This is a genomic window from Escherichia sp. MOD1-EC6475, assembly GCF_003046645.1.
Taxonomy (GTDB): domain Bacteria; phylum Pseudomonadota; class Gammaproteobacteria; order Enterobacterales; family Enterobacteriaceae; genus Escherichia; species Escherichia ruysiae.
In genome coordinates this window covers 107,287-126,557 of sequence record NZ_PZKQ01000028.1, presented here as the reverse complement: position 1 = coordinate 126,557, position 19,271 = coordinate 107,287, and the positions used below count along the sequence as shown (strand labels likewise).

Sequence of the window (19,271 nt, the reverse complement as noted above, 5' to 3'; positions counted from 1 at the left end):
ACCAGGGTCGCGGCGGAGCTCTGCGGAGAAGCGGTGATAATGTTGGTAACATGGTGGGCGTGCCCCGGGCAGTATACGTGCGCGTGGGGACGGGTGGGGGTGTGGAATTCAGCGTGAGAAGTGTTGAGGGTGATACCACGAGCTTTTTCTTCCGGGGGGTTATCCGTTGGGGCGAGGGCGGGAGAGGCACCGCCGTAGGTTTTAGCCAGTACGGTGGTGATTGCAGCGGTCAGAGTAGTTTTACCGTGGTCAACGTGGCCGATAGTACCAACGTTAACGTGCGGTTTTGTACGTTCAAATTTTTCTTTAGACACGGCTATATTCCTTACTATAGTGCTCTCCCCTTCAGGAGAGAGCACGGGACTTTGGTATTAACCCTGAGGCTTATTTACCACGGGCTTCAATTACGGCCTGAGCAACGTTACTCGGCGCTTCATCATACTTCAGGAATTCCATAGTGTATGATGCGCGACCTTTGGTCAGAGAACGCAGCTGAGTTGCATATCCGAACATTTCAGACAGCGGTACTTCAGCGTGGATCTTAACGCCAGTAACTTCAGATTCCTGACCTTTGAGCATACCACGACGACGGCTCAAGTCACCGATAACGTCACCGGTGTTCTCTTCCGGAGTTTCTACTTCAACCTTCATGATCGGCTCAAGCAGAACTGGTTTCGCTTTCTTAAAGCCTTCTTTAAAGGCGATAGAAGCAGCCAGTTTAAACGCCAGTTCAGAGGAGTCAACGTCATGGTAAGAACCGAAGTGCAGACGAATACCCATGTCTACTACCGGGTAGCCTGCCAGCGGGCCTGCTTTCAGCTGTTCCTGGATACCTTTATCAACGGCCGGGATGTATTCGCCAGGGATTACACCACCTTTAATGTCGTTGATGAACTCGTAGCCTTTCGGGTTAGAACCCGGCTCCAGCGGGTACATGTCGATAACAACATGACCATACTGACCACGACCACCAGACTGTTTCGCGTGTTTACCTTCAACATCGGTAACTTTCTGGCGGATAGTTTCACGGTAAGCAACCTGCGGTTTACCTACGTTCGCTTCAACGTTGAATTCACGCTTCATACGGTCAACGATGATGTCGAGGTGCAGCTCGCCCATACCCGCGATAATGGTCTGGTTAGATTCTTCGTCAGTCCATACACGGAAAGACGGGTCTTCTTTAGCCAGACGACCCAGAGCCAGACCCATTTTTTCCTGGTCAGCTTTGGTTTTCGGTTCAACTGCGATGGAGATTACCGGCTCAGGGAATTCCATACGTTCCAGAATGATCGGCGCATCCGGGTCACACAGGGTGTCACCAGTGGTTACGTCTTTCAGACCGATTGCAGCAGCGATGTCGCCCGCGCGAACCTCTTTGATCTCTTCACGTTTGTTAGCGTGCATCTGAACGATACGACCGAAACGCTCACGTGCAGCTTTCACGGAGTTCAGTACGGTATCACCAGAGTTAACCACACCGGAGTACACACGGAAGAAGGTCAGGTTACCAACAAACGGGTCGGTAGCGATTTTGAACGCCAGTGCAGAGAACGGCTCGTCATCACTTGCGTGACGCTCAGCCGGAGTGTCTTTACCGTCGTCCAGGATACCGTTGATCGCAGGTACGTCAACCGGGGATGGCAGGTAATCAATTACCGCATCCAGCATCGCCTGAACACCTTTGTTCTTAAACGCAGAACCACAGGTTACCAGGATGATTTCGTTGTTCAGAACGCGCTGACGCAGAGCACCTTTGATTTCTGCTTCAGTCAGTTCTTCACCACCCAGGTATTTCTCCATCAGCTCTTCAGAAGCTTCAGCTGCGGATTCGATCAGGTTCTGGTGCCATTCGTTAGCCAGTTCAACCATGTCTGCCGGGATATCTTCGTATTCGAAGGTTACGCCCTGGTCAGCGTCGTTCCAGTTGATAGCTTTCATTTTCACCAGGTCAACAACACCGGTGAAATGTTCTTCAGCACCAATCGCCAGCTGCAGCGGAACCGGGTTCGCGCCCAGACGGGTTTTGATCTGGTTAACAACTTTCAGGAAGTTCGCACCCATGCGGTCCATTTTGTTAACGAACGCAATGCGCGGAACTTTATATTTGTTTGCCTGACGCCATACGGTTTCAGACTGCGGCTGAACACCACCAACTGCGCAGTAAACCATTACCGCACCATCGAGAACACGCATGGAACGTTCTACTTCGATTGTGAAGTCAACGTGCCCCGGGGTGTCGATGATGTTGATGCGATGCGGCTCATACTGCTTAGCCATACCAGACCAGAATGCAGTAGTCGCAGCGGAAGTGATAGTAATACCACGTTCCTGCTCCTGCTCCATCCAGTCCATGGTTGCAGCGCCGTCATGAACTTCACCGATTTTATGGTTTACACCGGTGTAGAACAGAATACGTTCGGTAGTAGTGGTTTTACCGGCGTCGATGTGCGCACTGATACCGATGTTACGGTAGCGTGCGATGGGTGTTGTACGAGCCATTTGTTTCCTCGTTTATCTTTTAGGCGTTCAATTTAAGTAGCCCAAAGCGGGCTGCTTACTGGAAGCGCCCGCCTGGTGACTAAAACTCCGAAGGGATTACCAACGGTAGTGTGCGAACGCCTTGTTGGCTTCGGCCATACGGTGAACGTCTTCACGTTTCTTAACTGCAGTACCTTTGTTTTCTGCAGCATCGGAAAGTTCGTTCGCCAGGCGCAGAGCCATGGATTTATCACCGCGTTTACGAGCAGCTTCAACGATCCAACGCATTGCCAGAGCATTACGACGAACCGGACGGACTTCAACTGGTACCTGATAAGTAGAACCACCAACGCGGCGAGACTTAACTTCGACAGTCGGGCGCACGTTTTCGAGAGCTACTTCGAATGCTTCCAGTTCAGATTTACCAGAACGCTGAGCCAGGGTCTCCAGCGCGCTGTATACGATAGATTCGGCAGTAGATTTTTTACCATCTACCATCAGGATATTTACAAATTTAGCCAGCAGTTCTGATCCGAACTTCGGATCCGGCAGAATTTTACGCTGACCAATGACGCGACGACGTGGCATGGAAATACTCCGTTGTTAATTCAGGATTGTCCAAAACTCTACGAGTTTAGTTTGACATTTAAGTTAAAACGTTTGGCCTTACTTAACGGAGAACCATTAAGCCTTAGGACGCTTCACGCCATACTTGGAACGAGCCTGCTTACGGTCTTTAACGCCGGAGCAGTCAAGCGCACCACGTACGGTGTGGTAACGAACACCCGGGAGGTCTTTAACACGACCGCCACGGATCAGGATCACGGAGTGTTCCTGCAGGTTGTGACCTTCACCACCGATGTAGGAAGTCACTTCGAAACCGTTAGTCAGACGAACACGGCATACTTTACGCAGTGCGGAGTTCGGTTTTTTTGGAGTGGTAGTATATACACGAGTACATACGCCACGTTTTTGCGGGCATGCTTCCAGCGCAGGCACGTTGCTTTTCGCAACTTTGCGAGCACGTGGTTTGCGTACCAGCTGGTTAACTGTTGCCATTAAATAGCTCCTGGTTTTAGCTTTTGCTTCGTAAACACGTAATAAAACGTCCTCACACAATATGAGGACGCCGAATTTTAGGGCGATGCCGAAAAGGTGTCAAGAAATATACAACGATCCCACCGTTACCAGGCGACCTGGCTGGTGTGCTTAACCGTAAGTCTGACGAAATCAGTATAGTCAATGGGAGTGATATCGTTCGAAATTCGACCAGCTAAACCACGAGCGATGAGGTCTTCGTTCAGGGCATAGACCTTAATGGGGGCATTACGCAAACTTTCAATGTAGCGGTTACCATCAGCTGCGGCAGTGACGCCATCCTGCAATAACAGCAGTTCATCCCCATCGCTGAGCAGACGCAGCAGCGCAGGAAAATCCGTCAGCCAGGGTGAGCGATGTAATGTATGCAGCATGTACGCCTCAAAATCTCAAAATAACATCGTAGTTGCCGAGTTCCCGACGCAATGCTTCTGCTTCGAGCGGAGTGACTTCTACAACAAAGGGTGTCTGGGGATCTAACCCACGTTCACGCAGTGAAGCCGCACAAACCCAGCACTGTTCAATGTCATACAGCCCCAGCAGTTTAAAGGTTGCGATATAATCACGCGCCAACACCACATCGGGCTTTTGCCCTGGCAGAAGCTGAAAAACGCCATCGGCAATAAAGAAGACGGCGAGTTCGTCAGTTAATGCGGAAGTCGCCAATAAAGCATCCAATCCTTCACGACCAGCAGCTGTACCATGAGGTGCAGTAGAAAAAACAAACGCAATTCTTTTCATCAGAACTGTACCACCCTGTCACAGGTCAGCGAGGCTTCAGCCAGAGCGCCAAGGCCACTTAAGGTAAAGCCCGGCTGGAGATTTGCAGATGCCAGACCGAGTCTTCCAGCTTCAGTTTCATCGACGATACCGCGACGCAATGCTGCCGCCACGCAAATATTCAGCGCCACGCCATGTTGTGTATTCAGTTGTTGCCAGCCGCGCACAAGGTCAAATTCATCACTTGCCGGAGAGGTCAATTGGTTAGCGTTATAGACCCCTTCCCGATAGAAAAAGACGCTGTTTAACTCATGGCCTTCTGCTATCAGCGCCTGCGCAAACTGAAAGGCACTACTCGCCTGTTGCGTACCGTATGCTGGCCCGGTCACCACGATGGCAAAACGCATTACTTATCTTGCCCCTGGAAATCACCGCTCTTGAACTGGCGGATGTAGAGATAGACAGTGTGTTTGGAGATGTTCAGACGGTCAGCAACCTGGTTGATCGCGTCTTTAATATCGAAGATCCCTTTCTCGTAAAGATTCAGCACGATCTGGCGATTTTTAGCGTTATTGGCAACATTGCGATCGGCATTTACTTCTTCAATGGTGAACTCCAGCGTTTGGGTGACCAGATCTTCAACAGAAGACGCAAAGTTGACGCTTGAACCGACGTCCGGGGTTTCTGGCGGCACAAAGGTACTCATGATCTGCGAGAAGGGAACATCAAGATTCATATTGATGCACAGCAGACCAATTACACGCTGTTCGCGGTTACGAATGGCGATAGTCAGGGACTTCATTAAGACACCGCTTTTGGCGCGAGTAAAATAGCATTTAGAAACGCTGCTATCCGCCCCCGTCATATCGTGCAGCATACGCAGCGCCAGATCGGTAATCGGCGAACCAATCTTCCGGCCTGTATGTTCACCGTTGGCAATACGAATGGCTGAACATTTTAAATCCTGCAAAGAGTGCAAAACGATTTCACAGTGGGAGCCAATGAGCATCGCTAACCCGTCCACCACCGCTTCGTAGGATTTCAGAATATCAAAATCGGTCTGGTCGAAAGGACGTTGATCCAGTAAATCCAACTCACTGGTTTCGTTGGTTAAAAGCGACCTGGACATGAAAAAAAACACTCCTTTTCAGGAGCCTGTCGTTAACTTTTCAGGGCAGGCTCATTAATGATGCGGGTAACTAAATTAATACAGCGGAGGTTCCGCTTTCCAGCACTAATTATATCCGGCCTGTAATAAAAAAAACCGCCGCCTGGTCAGGCGGCGGTTCTTAATGCTTATTTTTTAGCAGAATCTGCGGCTTTCGCATCGGCTTCTGGCTTCGCATCAGCCTTCGGCGCTGGTTTCACATCCAGCAACTCTACGTCAAATACCAGAGTAGAGTTTGGTGGGATCCCCGGAACGCCCGCTTTACCGTAAGCCAGCTCTGGTGGAATAACCAATTTGATCTTGCCACCTTTCTTGATGTTCTTCAGGCCTTCGGTCCAGCCTGGAATCACGCCGTCCAGACGGAAAGAGAGCGGTTCACCACGGGTGTAAGAGTTATCGAACTCTTTACCGTCGATCAGCATACCCTTGTAGTTCACTACAACAGTATCGCTGTCTTTCGGTGCTTCGCCTTTACCGGCTTCTACTACCTGATAAACCAGACCAGTCGAAGAGGTTTTCACACCTTTCTCTTTGGCAAATTTCTCGCGGTACTCTTTACCTTTAGCTTCGTTATCAGCCGCGTCTTTTTCCATCTTCGCCTGGGCAGAAGACTTCACGCGAGCTTCAAATGCTTGCAGAGTCTGTTCGATCTCTTGATCGGAAAGTTTGCTCTTATCAGCAAACGCATCCTGGACACCAGCGATCAGCTGATCTTTATCCAGCTTAATGCCCAACTTTTCTTGTTCTTGCAGTGAATTTTCCATGTAACGACCCAGCGAAGCACCCAGTGCGTAAGCTGATTTCTGATCGTCATTTTTGAACGCTGCTTTGCTGTCAGCAGTTGTAGCAGGTTTCGCCGCTTCGGCAGCAAAAGTAATTGGTGTATGCAGGGCAACGGCCATTGTGGTCGCCAGCAGCGTTACTTTAAACAGTGATTTCATCCATATCTCCAGGATCGGGGCATCTCACCCCAGGGTTAACTATTATCAGAAAGGTACTATAAAGCGTTGTCGGATAAATCTACATACAGACACGCCCTATTATCATCTATTTTCAGACTCTTTTTGTTTAAATTAGTTTCGATGTCGCGAAATGAGTGCTGTCTCTGGCAACAAAGTTAAGTAGAATCCGCAGCGATCATTCGACCAAAGAGGTGAACCATGCAGGATTTATCAATGGAAGCACGCCTGGCAGAGCTGGAGAGCCGACTGGCTTTTCAGGAAATCACCATTGAAGAACTGAACGTCACGGTGACCGCTCATGAAATGGAGATGGCAAAACTGCGCGATCATCTGCGTCTGCTGACCGAGAAGTTAAAAGCCAGCCAGCCGTCGAACATCGCATCGCAGGCTGAAGAAACGCCACCGCCACATTATTAAGGCGAAAAAAAAGCGGGTAATTCCCGCTTTTTTGATACCTTTACGGTATTAGTGGCAACCGCAACCGCCGTTACCTTTACCACCACAGCAGCCTTCGCCACCGTGTTCATGACCGTGATCGTGGCCATGACCACCGCAGCAACCGTCATGGTCGTGATCGTGGTGATGATCGTGCGCGCCATGAACGTGACCATGAGCCAGTTCTTCTTCAGTCGCTTCGCGAATCGCCACAACTTCAACGTTGAATTTCAGGTTCTGACCCGCCAGCATGTGGTTACCATCAACCACAACGTGATCGTCTTCAACCGCAGTGATCTCAACCGGCACCGGGCCCTGGTCGGTTTCAGCCAGGAAACGCATACCTACCTGCAGTTCATCAACGCCCATAAATACGTCTTTAGGAACGCGCTGCACCAGGTTTTCGTCGTACTGACCGTAAGCGTCGTTCGCGCCAACAGCTACATCAAATTTGTCGCCAACTTCATGACCTTCCAGCGCCGTTTCCAGGCCAGAGATCAGGGAACCGTGACCATGCAGGTAGTCCAGCGGCGCACTCACCGGAGACTCATCAACCAACACACCGTCTTCTGTACGTACCTGATAGGCCAGGCTGACCACCAGGTCTTTTGCTACTTTCATGATATCTCCTGAGCATGGGAAGAATAGTGGCGCAGATTGTATCGGAATTCTGCTGCCGTGTACTCACTAGCTTAAAAAAACTCGGCGCATATCGCTAGTCCGGATGAAAAATCCCAATCACTTGCTCATCTTTGCGAACGTGATCGCGGGCTTCTTTATCGGCTTCACGCATCTGATGCCCACACTTAACACATTCAACAATATCAATATTATTTTCGCGCCACATCGCCATTGAGTCTTGCGCCTGACAGGCTGGACATTTCGCGCCAGCAATAAAACGTTTTCGGATTGCCATCTTCACCCTCTACTCAAATTCATCCCAGCCATCCATTTGGCGTCGTTCTTGTTGCATTTCACGCTGGAAAATCTCTTCCAGTTCGCGTCGGGCTTCCCTCGCGCGAGAAATTTGTACGGTATCAGCGTGCATCGGGATGAGTTCCCGCAGCATTCGCATATCCAGGCGACGAAAATGCAGTTGTGCCCGCTGCGCCTGGTGTGGATGCATACCTAGCGACACTAACGTCTTGCGCCCCAGCTCTAACGCACTGGAGAATGTTTCACGGGAAAACTGTGTCACCCCGGCCTGTAATAACTCATGTGCTTCGACACGTCCGCGCGCTCGCGCAAGAATATGCAAATGCGGGAAGTGCTGCTGGCATATTTCCACCAGCTTCATGGTGTCTTCCGGCTCGTTACAGGTAATGACGATAGACTCAGCGGCCTCTGCACCCGCAGAACGTAAAAGATCTACCTGCGTGGCGTCGCCGTAATAAACTTTGTAGCCATATTTGCGCATCAGGTTAACGGCGCTGATATCCCGCTCCAGTACGGTAATGCGCATTTTATTCGCCATCAGTAAACGACCAATCACCTGACCAAAACGCCCAAAGCCCACGACAATGACCTGCGGTTTATCATCGTTGACCCACGGTTTTTCATCTTCTTCTTCCGTTCCGTTAAACTGGCGGGATAGCCATTTATCCACCAGCTTCATCAGCAGCGGCGTGGTCATCATGGAAAGCGTTACCGTCACCAGCAACAGCGCCATCTGGTCGCCCTGGAATAAGCGTTGTGAAGAAGCGGTAGAAAAGAGCACAAAGGCAAACTCACCGCCCTGACTCAGAACGCCAGCAAACTGCATCCGCTCAGAACTGCGCACGCCATACAGGCGCGCTAACAGATACAGCACGAGAATTTTCACCGCCACCAGCACAACCACGCTTATCACTACCCACAACAGATGGGTATAAAGCACCCCGAGGTTAAGCGACATCCCGACGGAGATAAAAAATAGCCCGAGCAGCAAGCCCTTAAACGGATCGATGGCCGTTTCCTGTTCATGGCGATATTCGCTTTCCGCCAGCAGCACGCCCGCAATAAACGTACCGAGCGCCATCGACAGCCCCAGCGCATCCATAAACAATGCGGAACCCAGCACTAGCAGCAGCGTCGCGGCGGTGAACACTTCCCGCACGCCAGAAGCCGCAATAAAGCGGAATACCGGACGCAGCAAATAGCGCCCACCAATCAACATGCCGACAAATGCCAGCACCTTCATGCCGACCTTCATCCAGTCGAAATGTTCGTCTGCCGATCCCGCCAGCAGCGGCACTAACGCCAGTGCCGGGATCACTGCCAGATCCTGAAACAGCAGGACCGAAAAACCTAGCTGCCCAGATTCGCTACGATTCATCCCTTTTTCACGCATCAATTGCAACGCCATTGCAGTTGATGACATCGCAAGCCCAATGCCACCGACCACCGCCGCCTGCCAGGCGAAATCCGTCAGCATCAATAATCCTGCCAGCAACGCCGCACTTAACAGCACCTGCGCCGCGCCTACGCCAAAAATCGAGCGCCGCAATTGCCAGAGCTTGGAGGGGTTCAACTCAAGCCCGATGATAAACATCAGGAATACCACGCCGAGTTCCGAAAAGTGGAGGATCTCATCAACGTCGCTAATAAACCCAAGCCCCCACGGGCCAATCGCAATCCCTGCCAGCAAATATCCCAACACAGCGCCAATACCCAGCCGCGATGCCAACGGCACCGCAGCCACCGCCGCGAAGAGAAACAGCACTCCCGCAAGTAAAAAATCGGAACCTTCCATCAGCGGCCTCCTGGGGGCAGCGGATTTGCCAGCCAGTCGCCGTAGGCTCTGGCGTGACTCGCCAGCTCCTGCGCGCTTTGCCGTCTCGCCCAGTAAATAATGATGGGGCTTAACCAATGCATCCGGCACATGCCCGCCGCCAGTTCAAAGGGGCGTAGAACATCGCTCATCGGGTAGCGATTCAGTGCGTCATAACGGTAAGCACTTTCCGGCTCACCGGTGGTAATCACGCTGCGCCAGTACTTTCCCGCCAGTTGATTTCCTCCCGGCCCGCTGGCAAAACCACGGCTTAATACCCGGTCCAGCCACTCTTTCAGTAGCGCCGGGCAGCTATAGGTATAAAGAGGATGCTGAAAAACAATCACCTCGTGCCCGCGCAGTAATGCCTGCTCACGGGGGATATCAATAAAAAAGTCGGGATAGTGCGCGTAAAGATCGTGCACGGTAACATTGCTGAGCTGCGTGGCCGGTTTAAGCAGTACCCGGTTTGCCACCGAGTCCTGAGATTCCGGATGGGCATACAGCAGCAAAACTTTCGCTGGCTGAGACATCATCCCCCTCCCGGTATGGTTTTTGTGTATAGTCGCTGTTTTGGGCTACCATTGCGCCCGGTGCGGCAGCTCGCCCATACATTACATTATCATAATGATAAGTTAACATAGTCTGAACATACGGCGCCTTATGATTGTTTTCTCCTCGTTACAAATTCGTCGCGGCGTGCGCGTCCTGCTGGATAATGCCACCGCCACCATCAACCCCGGCCAGAAAGTGGGTCTTGTGGGTAAAAACGGCTGCGGTAAATCTACCCTGCTGGCACTGCTGAAAAATGAAATCAGCGCCGACGGCGGCAGCTACACCTTTCCTGGTAACTGGCAACTGGCGTGGGTGAATCAGGAAACACCGGCGCTACCGCAACCTGCGCTGGAATATGTCATTGATGGCGACCGCGAATATCGCCAACTGGAAGCACAGTTGCATGACGCCAACGAACGTAACGACGGGCACTCCATCGCCACCATTCATGGCAAGCTGGATGCTATCGACGCGTGGAGTATTCGTTCCCGCGCCGCCAGCCTGCTGCACGGCCTCGGTTTCAGCAACGAACAACTGGAGCGCCCGGTGAGTGATTTCTCCGGTGGCTGGCGTATGCGTCTTAACCTCGCTCAGGCGCTGATTTGCCGTTCAGACTTGCTGCTGCTCGACGAACCGACTAACCACCTCGATCTTGATGCGGTTATCTGGCTGGAAAAATGGCTGAAGAGCTATCAGGGCACGCTGATCCTGATCTCCCACGACCGTGACTTCCTCGATCCGATCGTCGATAAAATTATTCATATCGAACAACAAAGCATGTTCGAGTACACCGGCAACTACAGCTCATTTGAAGTGCAGCGCGCTACCCGTCTGGCGCAGCAACAGGCGATGTATGAAAGCCAGCAGGAGCGCGTAGCGCATCTGCAAAGTTATATCGACCGTTTCCGTGCCAAAGCGACTAAAGCGAAGCAGGCCCAGAGCCGCATTAAGATGCTGGAGCGTATGGAGCTGATTGCCCCCGCGCACGTCGACAACCCGTTCCGTTTTAGCTTCCGCGCACCGGAAAGCCTGCCTAATCCGTTGTTGAAGATGGAAAAAGTCAGTGCGGGCTATGGCAATCGCATTATTCTCGACTCGATAAAACTGAATCTGGTCCCCGGTTCGCGTATTGGCCTGTTAGGCCGCAATGGCGCAGGTAAATCGACATTAATCAAACTGTTAGCCGGTGAACTTGCGCCAGTCAGCGGTGAAATTGGTCTGGCTAAAGGGATCAAGCTCGGCTACTTCGCCCAGCATCAACTGGAATACCTGCGCGCCGACGAATCGCCTATTCAACATCTGGCACGTTTAGCACCGCAGGAACTGGAGCAAAAACTGCGTGACTACCTCGGCGGCTTTGGTTTCCAGGGCGATAAAGTAACCGAAGAAACGCGCCGCTTCTCCGGTGGGGAAAAAGCCCGCCTGGTGCTGGCGCTAATCGTCTGGCAGCGTCCGAATCTGCTGCTGCTCGACGAACCGACTAACCACCTTGACCTCGACATGCGCCAGGCACTAACCGAAGCGTTAATCGAGTTTGAAGGCGCGCTGGTTGTCGTTTCGCACGACCGCCATTTACTGCGTTCCACCACTGACGATCTCTATCTGGTTCACGATCGTAAAGTCGAACCGTTCGACGGCGACCTGGAAGATTATCAACAGTGGTTAAGCGACGTACAAAAGCAGGAAAACCAGACCGACGAAACACCCAAAGAGAACGCTAACAGCGCCCAGGCACGTAAAGATCAGAAGCGTCGGGAAGCGGAGCTGCGTGCGCAAACCCAGCCACTGCGTAAAGAGATCGCCCGTCTGGAAAAAGAGATGGAGAAGTTGAACGCACAGCTGGCGCAGGCGGAAGAGAAACTCGGCGATAGCGAACTGTACGACCAGAGCCGTAAAGCAGAACTGACCGCCTGCCTGCAACAACAAGCCAGCGCCAAATCAGGGCTGGAAGAGTGCGAAATGGCGTGGCTGGAAGCCCAGGAGCAACTGGAACAGATGCTGCTGGAAGGCCAAAGCAACTGATGGCGCAGATAACGACGACCGATGCCAATGAATTCAGCAGCAGTGCTGAATTCACCCCTATGCGCGGTTTCAGCAATTGCCATCTCCAAACCATGCTGCCGCGTCTGTTTCGTCGTCAGGTGAAATTCACCCCGCACTGGCAGCGACTGGAGTTGCCCGACGGCGATTTTGTCGATCTCGCATGGAGTGAAGATCCCGCACAGGCGCAGCATAAACCGCGTCTGGTAGTTTTCCACGGTCTCGAAGGCAGCCTTAATAGTCCTTATGCCCACGGTCTGATCGAGGCAGCGCAAAAGCGCGGCTGGCTGGGCGTGGTGATGCATTTTCGCGGTTGCAGCGGTGAACCAAACCGGATGCACCGCATTTATCACTCTGGCGAAACGGAAGACGCCAGTTGGTTTTTACGCTGGCTGCAACGCGAGTTTGGTCACGCGCCAACGGCTGCCGTCGGCTATTCGCTCGGCGGTAATATGCTGGCCTGTTTGCTGGCAAAAGAAGGCAATGAGCTCCCGATTGATGTGGCGGTGATTGTCTCTGCGCCGTTTATGCTGGAAGCCTGTAGTTACCATATGGAAAAGGGCTTTTCCCGCGTTTATCAGCGTTACTTACTGAACCTGTTAAAAGCCAATGCTGCGCGCAAACTGGCGGCCTACCCCGGAACGCTGCCGATTAATCTCGCACAGTTAAAATCGGTACGTCGAATCCGCGAATTTGACGATCTGATCACCGCCAAAATTCACGGCTACGCCGACGCTATCGACTATTATCGTCAGTGTAGCGCCATGCCGCTGCTCAATCGGATCGCCAAACCCACGCTGATTATTCACGCCAAAGACGATCCGTTTATGGATCATCAGGTGATCCCGAAACCGGAAAATCTCCCACCGCAGGTGGAGTATCAACTGACGGAACATGGCGGTCATGTTGGCTTTATTGGCGGTACATTACTTCATCCGCAAATGTGGCTGGAGTCACGCATTCCTGACTGGTTAACAACGTATCTGGAGGCGAAATCATGTTGATTCCCTGGCAAGACCTCTCCCCTGAAACGCTGGAAAATTTAATTGAAAGTTTTGTGTTACGCGAAGGCACCGATTATGGTGAACATGAGCGTACACTTGAACAGAAAGTCGCCGACGTCAAACGCCAGCTACAGTGCGGAGAAGCGGTGCTGGTATGGTCGGAACTGCACGAAACGGTCAATATCATGCCGCGCAGTCAGTTTCGCGAATAACCTGCAACCGTCGGCGGACGAGATAATAATGATAACCAGGTCATGGAGTTACTATGTCTGCCAAACATCCGGTCATTGCAGTAACAGGGTCCAGCGGCGCGGGAACCACCACCACCAGCCTCGCGTTTCGTAAAATATTCGCGCAGTTAAATCTGCGCTCAGCCGAGGTAGAAGGCGACAGTTTTCACCGCTACACCCGCCCGGAAATGGACATGGCGATCCGCAAGGCGCGCGATGCAGGACGGCATATCAGCTACTTCGGCCCCGAAGCTAACGACTTCGGCCTGCTGGAACAAACCTTCATTGAATACGGCCAGAGCGGCAAAGGGAAATCTCGCAAATATCTGCATACCTACGACGAAGCCGTACCGTGGAATCAGGTGCCTGGTACGTTTACCCCGTGGCAGGCGCTGCCAGAACCCACCGATGTGCTGTTTTATGAAGGTTTGCACGGCGGCGTGGTCACACCACAACATAACGTTGCGCAGCATGTGGACTTACTGGTCGGCGTGGTGCCTATCGTTAACCTTGAGTGGATTCAAAAACTGATCCGCGACACCAGCGAGCGCGGGCACTCACGAGAAGCAGTGATGGACTCGGTAGTGCGTTCAATGGAAGACTATATCAACTACATCACGCCGCAATTTTCCCGCACCCATCTTAACTTCCAGCGCGTTCCCACCGTCGACACCTCAAACCCGTTCGCGGCAAAAGGTATCCCGTCGCTGGATGAAAGCTTTGTGGTGATCCATTTTCGTAATCTGGAGGGAATCGATTTCCCCTGGCTGCTGGCGATGCTGCAAGGCTCGTTCATTTCCCACATCAATACATTAGTGGTGCCGGGCGGCAAAATGGGTCTGGCAATGGAGTTAATTATGCTGCCGCTGGTGCAACGACTGATGGAAGGGAAAAAAATCGAGTAACTCTGCTATTAAGCCGGATAAAATACTCTCCGGCTTCACAACGGGATAGTTAAATCACGCGGCAACCACTTCATACGAGTGAGTAATATTCACCGCTTTTTCCAGCATCAACGCGACTGAGCAATACTTCTCGGCTGAGAGATCGACCGCTCGCGAAACCGCTGCGTCTTTCAGGTCACGGCCGGTGACGATAAAATGCAGATTAATGTGCGTAAACAGGCGTGGAGCCTCTTCGCGGCGTTCAGAGGTCAATTTTACTTCACAATCGACCACATCCTGACGCCCTTTTTGCAGGATCGAAACCACATCAATTGCGCTACAGCCACCTGCCGCCATCAACACCATTTCCATCGGACTTGGCGCTTTATCGCCAGAGTTGCCATCCATTAAAATCTGGTGACCAGAGGCGGACTCGCCCAGAAAGGTTAACCCTTCGACCCACTTCACACGCGCTTGCATAATCGAAACTCCATTGCGTCAATTTTCCTGACAGAGTACGCGTACTGACCAAATCGCGCAACGGAAGGCGACCTGGGTCATGCTGAAGCGAGACACCAGGAGACACAACGCGAAAGCTATGCTAAAACAGTCAGGATGCTACAGTAATACATTGATGTACTGCATGTATGTAAAGGACGTCACATTACCGTGCAGTTCAGTTGATAGCCCCTTCCCAGGTAGCGGGAAGCACATTTCGGCAATCCAGAGACAGCGGCGTTTTCTGGCTCTGGAGAAAGCTTATAACAGAGGATAACCGCGCATGGTGCTTGGCAAACCGCAAACAGACCCGACTCTCGAATGGTTCTTGTCTCATTGCCACATTCATAAGTACCCATCCAAGAGCACGCTTATTCACCAGGGTGAAAAAGCGGAAACGCTGTACTACATCGTTAAAGGCTCTGTGGCAGTGCTGATCAAAGACGAGGAGGGTAAAGAAATGATCCTCTCTTATCTGAATCAGGGTGATTTCATTGGCGAACTGGGCCTGTTTGAAGAAGGCCAGGAACGTAGCGCATGGGTACGTGCGAAAACCGCCTGTGAAGTGGCTGAAATTTCCTACAAAAAATTCCGCCAATTAATTCAGGTAAACCCGGATATTCTGATGCGTCTCTCCGCACAGATGGCGCGTCGTCTGCAAGTCACTTCAGAGAAAGTGGGTAACCTGGCGTTCCTCGATGTAACGGGCCGCATTGCACAGACTCTGCTGAACCTGGCAAAACAACCGGATGCCATGACTCACCCTGACGGTATGCAAATCAAAATTACCCGTCAGGAAATCGGTCAGATTGTCGGCTGTTCTCGTGAAACCGTGGGGCGCATTCTGAAGATGCTGGAAGATCAGAACCTGATCTCCGCACACGGTAAAACCATCGTCGTTTACGGCACTCGTTAATCCCGTCGGAGTGGCGCGTTACTGAGTAGCGCGCCATTTTGTTTAACCCGATGTGGCGCAGACTGATTTATCATCCCGATATCAACTATGCACTACGACAAACGCTGGTGCTATGTTTGCCCGTGGCCGTTGGTCTATTGCTTGGCGAATTAAGACTCGGGCTGCTCTTTTCCCTCGTCCCCGCCTGTTGCAATATTGCGGGGCTTGATACTCCCCATAAACGTTTTTTCAAGCGTTTAATTATTGGTGCGTCGCTGTTTGCCACCTGCAGCTTGCTAACACAACTGCTGCTGGAAAAAGATATCCCCCTGCCATTTCTGCTGACGGGGTTAACGTTGATACTTGGCGTTACTGCCGAGTTAGGGCCATTACACGCAAAATTACTTCCCGCATCGCTGCTGGCAGCTATTTTTACCTTAAGTCTGGCGGGATACATGCCCGTCTGGGAACCGCTGCTCATCTATGCGTTAGGTACACTCTGGTATGGGCTGTTTAACTGGTTTTGGTTCTGGATCTGGCGCGAACAACCGCTGCGCGAGTCACTTAGCCTGCTGTACCGTGAACTGGCAGATTATTGCGAAGCCAAATACAGCCTGCTTACCCAGCACACCGATCCTGAGAAAGCGTTGCCACCGCTGCTGGAACGCCAGCAAAAAGCGGTCGATTTAATTACCCAGTGCTATCAGCAAATGCATATGCTTTCCGCGCAAAATAATACCGATTACAAGCGGATGCTGCGCATTTTCCAGGAGGCGCTGGATTTACAGGAACACATTTCGGTCAGTTTGCATCAGCCGGAAGAGGTGCAAAAGCTGGTCGAGCGTAGCCATGCGGAGGAAGTTATCCGCTGGAATGCGCAAACCGTCGCCGCTCGCCTGCGCGTGCTGGCTGATGACATTCTTTATCATCGCCTGCCGACGCGTTTTACGATGGAAAAGCAAATTGGCGCACTGGAAAAAATCGCCCGCCAACATCCGGATAACCCTGTGGGGCAATTCTGCTACTGGCATTTCAGCCGCATCGCCCGCGTGCTGCGAACGCAAAAACCACTCTATGCCCGTGACTTACTGGCAGATAAACAGCGCCGAATGCCGTTACTCCCGGCGCTGAAAAGCTATCTTTCCCTGAAATCGCCAGCACTGCGTAATGCCGGACGACTGAGTGTGATGTTAAGCATTGCCAGTCTGATGGGCACCGCGCTGCATCTGCCGAAATCCTATTGGATACTAATGACGGTATTGCTGGTGACGCAAAATGGTTATGGCGCTACTCGCCTGCGGATTGTGAATCGTTCTGTGGGAACCGTGGTTGGATTAATTATTGCAGGCGTTGCGCTGCACTTTAAAATCCCTGAGGGTTACACCCTGACGCTGATGCTTTTCACCACGCTCGCCAGTTACCTGATATTGCGCAAAAACTACGGCTGGGCGACGGTCGGTTTTACCATTACCGCTGTATATACCCTGCAACTGTTATGGCTGAATGGTGAGCAGTACATCATCCCCCGTCTTATCGATACTATCATCGGCTGTCTGATTGCCTTCGGCGGCACAGTGTGGCTGTGGCCGCAGTGGCAGAGCGGCTTATTGCGCAAGAACGCCCATGATGCCTTAGAAACTTACCAGGAGGCCATTCGTCTGATCCTCAGTAAAGATCCGCAACCTACGCCACTAGCCTGGCAACGAATGCGGGTTAATCAGGCGCATAACACCTTGTATAACTCATTGAACCAGGCGATGCAGGAACCGGCGTTTAACAGCCATTATCTGGCAGATATGAAACTGTGGGTAACGCATAGTCAGTTTATTGTTGAGCATATTAATGCCATGACCACGCTGGCGCGGGAGCACCGGACATTACCGCCGGAACTGGCGCAGGAGTATTTGCAGTCTTGTGAAATCGCTATTCAACGCTGTCAGCAGCGCCTGGAATATGATGAACCGGGTAGTTCTGGTGACGCCAATATCATAGACTCGCCAGAGATGCTGCCACACGAAGGCGCGTCTGGCACACTGGAGCAGCATTTACAACGCGTTATTGGCCATCTGAATACAATGCACACCATTTCAGCGATGGCCTGGCGGCAGCGACCGCATCACGGGATTTGGTTGAGCCGGAAGTTACGGGATTCGAAGGCGTAATATCATCATTGCCAGAAGCAAACCGTAGGTCGGATAAGGCGTTTACGCCGCATCCGACATGCTTTGCCTGATGCGACGATGACACGTCTTATTACGCCCCAACCACCTTCGCCACCGCGCGGGCAAAACGCTGCATCCCTTCATCGATATCCGCATCTTCCACCACCAGCGATGGTGCAAAACGCATCACATCTGTCCCGGCATTCAGCACCATTACGCCAGCCTCAGCGCCCGCATAAAGGAAATCGCGCGCCCGACCTTTGTACTGTGACTTAAGCTCGGCGCCAATCAACAACCCCATACCGCGAAGATCGCCAAACACATCGTACTGCTGATCTATCTTCTGCAAATGATCAACAAAACGCTGGCGTTTCGCCTGAATGCCTTCCAGCACTTCAGAGGTATTGATGATATCAAAGGCCGCGCCCGCAACCGCACAGGCCAGCGGGTTACCGCCGTAGGTGGAACCGTGAGAACCAGGATGAAACGCAGAAGCAATCTCCGCCGTGGTCAGCATGGCGCTAATCGGGAAGCCGCCGCCTAACGCTTTCGCTGAGGTCAAAATATCCGGCGTCACGCCGTAGTGCATATAGGCAAACAGATCGCCGGTACGCCCCATCCCGCACTGCACTTCATCAAACACCAATAATGCCTGATGCTGATCGCACAGCTCACGCAAGCCCCGCAAAAACTCTGGCGTCGCTGCCGTCACGCCGCCCTCGCCCTGAATCGGCTCAACCACTACCGCGCAGGTGTGATCATCCATCACTGCTTTCACTGCGTGGAGATCGTTAAAGGGAACGTGAATGATGTCTGCCGGTTTTGGCCCAAAGCCGTCGGAATATTTCGGCTGCCCGCCCACTGAGACGGTAAACAGCGAGCGTCCATGAAAGGCGTTATGGAAGGCAATAATTTTGGTTTTGAAGGGGCTATGGCGCACGCAGGCGTAATGCCGCGCCAGTTTAAAGGCGGTTTCGTTGGCTTCCGTCCCGGAGTTCATAAACACCACGCGTTCGGCAAAGGTTGCCTCGATCAGCTTACGCCCGAGACGCAGCGCCGGTTCATTGGTGAAAACATTGCTGATATGCCATAGCGTTTCCCCCTGGGTTTTTAACGCTTCCACCAGCGCCGGATGGCAATGGCCTAATGCCGTAACCGCAATGCCACCCGCGAAATCGACGTACTCCTTGCCCTGTTGATCCCAGACTCGGCTGCCCTGACCTTTTACCGGAATAAACTCTGCCGGTGCATAAATCGGCAGGATCACTTCATCGAAAGTCGCGCGTGTAATTGCTGTTTGTTCAGTTGCCATCTCATGATCACCCTGTTACGCATAAACTAATGTGAAATTATAATCACAAAATATGCATAAAAAATCACTAAATGGCAATCA

Annotated in this window: 22 protein-coding genes; 7 read left to right on the top strand and 15 right to left on the bottom strand. The window is 52.1% G+C overall.

Translation table 11 applies throughout. From position 1 onward, the window contains the following. The 9 genes from A7589_RS10505 to fkpA all read right to left on the bottom strand — a co-directional run. Window positions 1-314 (bottom strand): GTP-binding protein (locus A7589_RS10505; protein ID WP_108188831.1); only part of this gene is annotated, 314 nt, incomplete at its 3' end. 70 nt (window positions 315-384) lie between these two features. Beyond that, window positions 385-2,499: an elongation factor G gene (gene fusA, locus A7589_RS10500; RefSeq protein ID WP_000124700.1), complete on the bottom strand. Its 2,115-nt coding sequence runs from the start codon at window positions 2,497-2,499 to the stop codon at window positions 385-387. Window positions 2,500-2,595: 96 nt separating this feature from the next. Continuing rightward, on the bottom strand, window positions 2,596-3,066 hold the full coding sequence (gene rpsG, locus A7589_RS10495; protein ID WP_001138043.1) for a 30S ribosomal protein S7: 471 nt from the start codon (window positions 3,064-3,066) through the stop codon (window positions 2,596-2,598). Window positions 3,067-3,162: 96 nt separating this feature from the next. Beyond that, the gene (gene rpsL / locus A7589_RS10490; protein ID WP_000246815.1) at window positions 3,163-3,537 is read right to left on the bottom strand and encodes a 30S ribosomal protein S12; all 375 of its coding nucleotides are present in this window, start codon (window positions 3,535-3,537) and stop codon (window positions 3,163-3,165) included. 125 nt (window positions 3,538-3,662) lie between these two features. Then, window positions 3,663-3,950, bottom strand: coding sequence for a sulfurtransferase complex subunit TusB (gene tusB / locus A7589_RS10485; RefSeq protein WP_000903388.1), 288 nt, complete (start codon window positions 3,948-3,950; stop codon window positions 3,663-3,665). A 7-nt stretch (window positions 3,951-3,957) separates the two neighbouring features. Then, on the bottom strand, window positions 3,958-4,317 hold the full coding sequence (tusC, locus tag A7589_RS10480; protein ID WP_000820726.1) for a sulfurtransferase complex subunit TusC: 360 nt from the start codon (window positions 4,315-4,317) through the stop codon (window positions 3,958-3,960). Further along, entirely contained in the window at window positions 4,317-4,703 is a 387-nt protein-coding gene (gene tusD, locus A7589_RS10475) for a sulfurtransferase complex subunit TusD (protein WP_001209682.1), read from the bottom strand. The genes tusC and tusD overlap by 1 nt, the downstream gene beginning before the upstream one ends. Further along, window positions 4,703-5,425 carry a helix-turn-helix transcriptional regulator gene (locus tag A7589_RS10470; protein ID WP_010357572.1) on the bottom strand — a complete coding sequence of 241 codons (723 nt, stop codon included), beginning with the start codon at window positions 5,423-5,425 and terminating at the stop codon, window positions 4,703-4,705. The genes tusD and A7589_RS10470 overlap by 1 nt, the downstream gene beginning before the upstream one ends. 167 nt (window positions 5,426-5,592) lie before the next feature. Continuing rightward, entirely contained in the window at window positions 5,593-6,405 is an 813-nt protein-coding gene (fkpA, locus tag A7589_RS10465; RefSeq protein WP_108188830.1) for an FKBP-type peptidyl-prolyl cis-trans isomerase, read from the bottom strand. 219 nt (window positions 6,406-6,624) lie between these two features. Between fkpA and A7589_RS10460 the strand changes: the two genes are divergently transcribed. Next, window positions 6,625-6,843 (top strand): protein SlyX, encoded by a 219-nt coding sequence (locus tag A7589_RS10460; protein WP_001153620.1) that lies wholly within the window; start codon window positions 6,625-6,627, stop codon window positions 6,841-6,843. 48 nt (window positions 6,844-6,891) lie between these two features. Here A7589_RS10460 and slyD read toward each other — a convergent pair whose 3' ends face one another. The 4 genes from slyD to kefG form a co-directional block, all read right to left on the bottom strand. Further along, a complete protein-coding gene (slyD, locus tag A7589_RS10455) occupies window positions 6,892-7,482 on the bottom strand; it encodes a peptidylprolyl isomerase (RefSeq protein WP_000861334.1) in 591 nt (196 codons plus the stop codon). Window positions 7,483-7,576: 94 nt separating this feature from the next. Beyond that, window positions 7,577-7,777, bottom strand: a complete 201-nt coding sequence (locus tag A7589_RS10450) for a YheV family putative zinc ribbon protein (RefSeq protein WP_001007730.1) — start codon at window positions 7,775-7,777, stop codon at window positions 7,577-7,579. A 9-nt stretch (window positions 7,778-7,786) separates the two neighbouring features. Further along, window positions 7,787-9,592, bottom strand: a complete 1,806-nt coding sequence (kefB, locus tag A7589_RS10445) for a glutathione-regulated potassium-efflux system protein KefB (protein ID WP_108188829.1) — start codon at window positions 9,590-9,592, stop codon at window positions 7,787-7,789. Further along, window positions 9,592-10,143 carry a glutathione-regulated potassium-efflux system ancillary protein KefG gene (gene kefG, locus A7589_RS10440; protein WP_010357561.1) on the bottom strand — a complete coding sequence of 184 codons (552 nt, stop codon included), beginning with the start codon at window positions 10,141-10,143 and terminating at the stop codon, window positions 9,592-9,594. Before kefG ends, kefB begins: the two co-directional genes overlap by 1 nt. 130 nt (window positions 10,144-10,273) lie before the next feature. On the opposite strand from kefG, the gene A7589_RS10430 reads away from it, so the two are divergent. Genes A7589_RS10430 through A7589_RS10415 form a run of 4 tightly spaced genes read left to right on the top strand, consistent with a single transcriptional unit; the run spans window position 10,274 to window position 14,344 of the window. Continuing rightward, complete coding sequence (locus tag A7589_RS10430; protein WP_108188828.1) at window positions 10,274-12,187, top strand: ABC transporter ATP-binding protein; 1,914 nt, start codon at window positions 10,274-10,276, stop codon at window positions 12,185-12,187. Further along, on the top strand, window positions 12,187-13,209 hold the full coding sequence (locus tag A7589_RS10425) for a hydrolase (RefSeq protein WP_108188827.1): 1,023 nt from the start codon (window positions 12,187-12,189) through the stop codon (window positions 13,207-13,209). Before A7589_RS10430 ends, A7589_RS10425 begins: the two co-directional genes overlap by 1 nt. Beyond that, on the top strand, window positions 13,203-13,421 hold the full coding sequence (locus A7589_RS10420) for a YheU family protein (protein ID WP_000907085.1): 219 nt from the start codon (window positions 13,203-13,205) through the stop codon (window positions 13,419-13,421). Before A7589_RS10425 ends, A7589_RS10420 begins: the two co-directional genes overlap by 7 nt. A 53-nt stretch (window positions 13,422-13,474) precedes the next feature. Then, on the top strand, window positions 13,475-14,344 hold the full coding sequence (locus A7589_RS10415) for a phosphoribulokinase (RefSeq protein WP_001274701.1): 870 nt from the start codon (window positions 13,475-13,477) through the stop codon (window positions 14,342-14,344). A gap of 54 nt (window positions 14,345-14,398) precedes the next feature. Here the strand turns inward: A7589_RS10415 and A7589_RS10410 are convergent, their stop codons facing one another. Then, window positions 14,399-14,803 carry an OsmC family protein gene (locus tag A7589_RS10410; protein ID WP_001148911.1) on the bottom strand — a complete coding sequence of 135 codons (405 nt, stop codon included), beginning with the start codon at window positions 14,801-14,803 and terminating at the stop codon, window positions 14,399-14,401. A 301-nt stretch (window positions 14,804-15,104) separates the two neighbouring features. On the opposite strand from A7589_RS10410, the gene crp reads away from it, so the two are divergent. After that, window positions 15,105-15,737 (top strand): cAMP-activated global transcriptional regulator CRP, encoded by a 633-nt coding sequence (gene crp / locus A7589_RS10400; RefSeq protein WP_000242755.1) that lies wholly within the window; start codon window positions 15,105-15,107, stop codon window positions 15,735-15,737. Window positions 15,738-15,787: 50 nt separating this feature from the next. Next, the gene (locus tag A7589_RS10395) at window positions 15,788-17,878 is read left to right on the top strand and encodes a YccS/YhfK family putative transporter (protein ID WP_000269293.1); all 2,091 of its coding nucleotides are present in this window, start codon (window positions 15,788-15,790) and stop codon (window positions 17,876-17,878) included. A gap of 91 nt (window positions 17,879-17,969) precedes the next feature. On the opposite strand, the gene argD is transcribed toward A7589_RS10395, so the two are convergent. Next, on the bottom strand, window positions 17,970-19,190 hold the full coding sequence (gene argD / locus A7589_RS10390) for a bifunctional acetylornithine/succinyldiaminopimelate transaminase (protein WP_000190015.1): 1,221 nt from the start codon (window positions 19,188-19,190) through the stop codon (window positions 17,970-17,972). Window positions 19,191-19,271 lie beyond the last annotated feature (81 nt).

Bases quoted from the DNA above. Each gene is read 5' to 3' on its own strand.
- fusA (WP_000124700.1), bottom strand. From the start codon at position 2,499: ATGGCTCGTACAACACCCATCGCACGCTACCGTAACATCGGTATCAGT.
- rpsG (WP_001138043.1), bottom strand. From the start codon at position 3,066: ATGCCACGTCGTCGCGTCATTGGTCAGCGTAAAATTCTGCCGGATCCG.
- rpsL (WP_000246815.1), bottom strand. From the start codon at position 3,537: ATGGCAACAGTTAACCAGCTGGTACGCAAACCACGTGCTCGCAAAGTT.
- tusB (WP_000903388.1), bottom strand. From the start codon at position 3,950: ATGCTGCATACATTACATCGCTCACCCTGGCTGACGGATTTTCCTGCG.
- tusC (WP_000820726.1), bottom strand. From the start codon at position 4,317: ATGAAAAGAATTGCGTTTGTTTTTTCTACTGCACCTCATGGTACAGCT.
- tusD (WP_001209682.1), bottom strand. From the start codon at position 4,703: ATGCGTTTTGCCATCGTGGTGACCGGGCCAGCATACGGTACGCAACAG.
- A7589_RS10470 (WP_010357572.1), bottom strand. From the start codon at position 5,425: ATGTCCAGGTCGCTTTTAACCAACGAAACCAGTGAGTTGGATTTACTG.
- fkpA (WP_108188830.1), bottom strand. From the start codon at position 6,405: ATGAAATCACTGTTTAAAGTAACGCTGCTGGCGACCACAATGGCCGTT.
- A7589_RS10460 (WP_001153620.1), top strand. From the start codon at position 6,625: ATGCAGGATTTATCAATGGAAGCACGCCTGGCAGAGCTGGAGAGCCGA.
- slyD (WP_000861334.1), bottom strand. From the start codon at position 7,482: ATGAAAGTAGCAAAAGACCTGGTGGTCAGCCTGGCCTATCAGGTACGT.
- A7589_RS10450 (WP_001007730.1), bottom strand. From the start codon at position 7,777: ATGGCAATCCGAAAACGTTTTATTGCTGGCGCGAAATGTCCAGCCTGT.
- kefB (WP_108188829.1), bottom strand. From the start codon at position 9,592: ATGGAAGGTTCCGATTTTTTACTTGCGGGAGTGCTGTTTCTCTTCGCG.
- kefG (WP_010357561.1), bottom strand. From the start codon at position 10,143: ATGTCTCAGCCAGCGAAAGTTTTGCTGCTGTATGCCCATCCGGAATCT.
- A7589_RS10430 (WP_108188828.1), top strand. From the start codon at position 10,274: ATGATTGTTTTCTCCTCGTTACAAATTCGTCGCGGCGTGCGCGTCCTG.
- A7589_RS10425 (WP_108188827.1), top strand. From the start codon at position 12,187: ATGGCGCAGATAACGACGACCGATGCCAATGAATTCAGCAGCAGTGCT.
- A7589_RS10420 (WP_000907085.1), top strand. From the start codon at position 13,203: ATGTTGATTCCCTGGCAAGACCTCTCCCCTGAAACGCTGGAAAATTTA.
- A7589_RS10415 (WP_001274701.1), top strand. From the start codon at position 13,475: ATGTCTGCCAAACATCCGGTCATTGCAGTAACAGGGTCCAGCGGCGCG.
- A7589_RS10410 (WP_001148911.1), bottom strand. From the start codon at position 14,803: ATGCAAGCGCGTGTGAAGTGGGTCGAAGGGTTAACCTTTCTGGGCGAG.
- crp (WP_000242755.1), top strand. From the start codon at position 15,105: ATGGTGCTTGGCAAACCGCAAACAGACCCGACTCTCGAATGGTTCTTG.
- A7589_RS10395 (WP_000269293.1), top strand. From the start codon at position 15,788: ATGTGGCGCAGACTGATTTATCATCCCGATATCAACTATGCACTACGA.
- argD (WP_000190015.1), bottom strand. From the start codon at position 19,190: ATGGCAACTGAACAAACAGCAATTACACGCGCGACTTTCGATGAAGTG.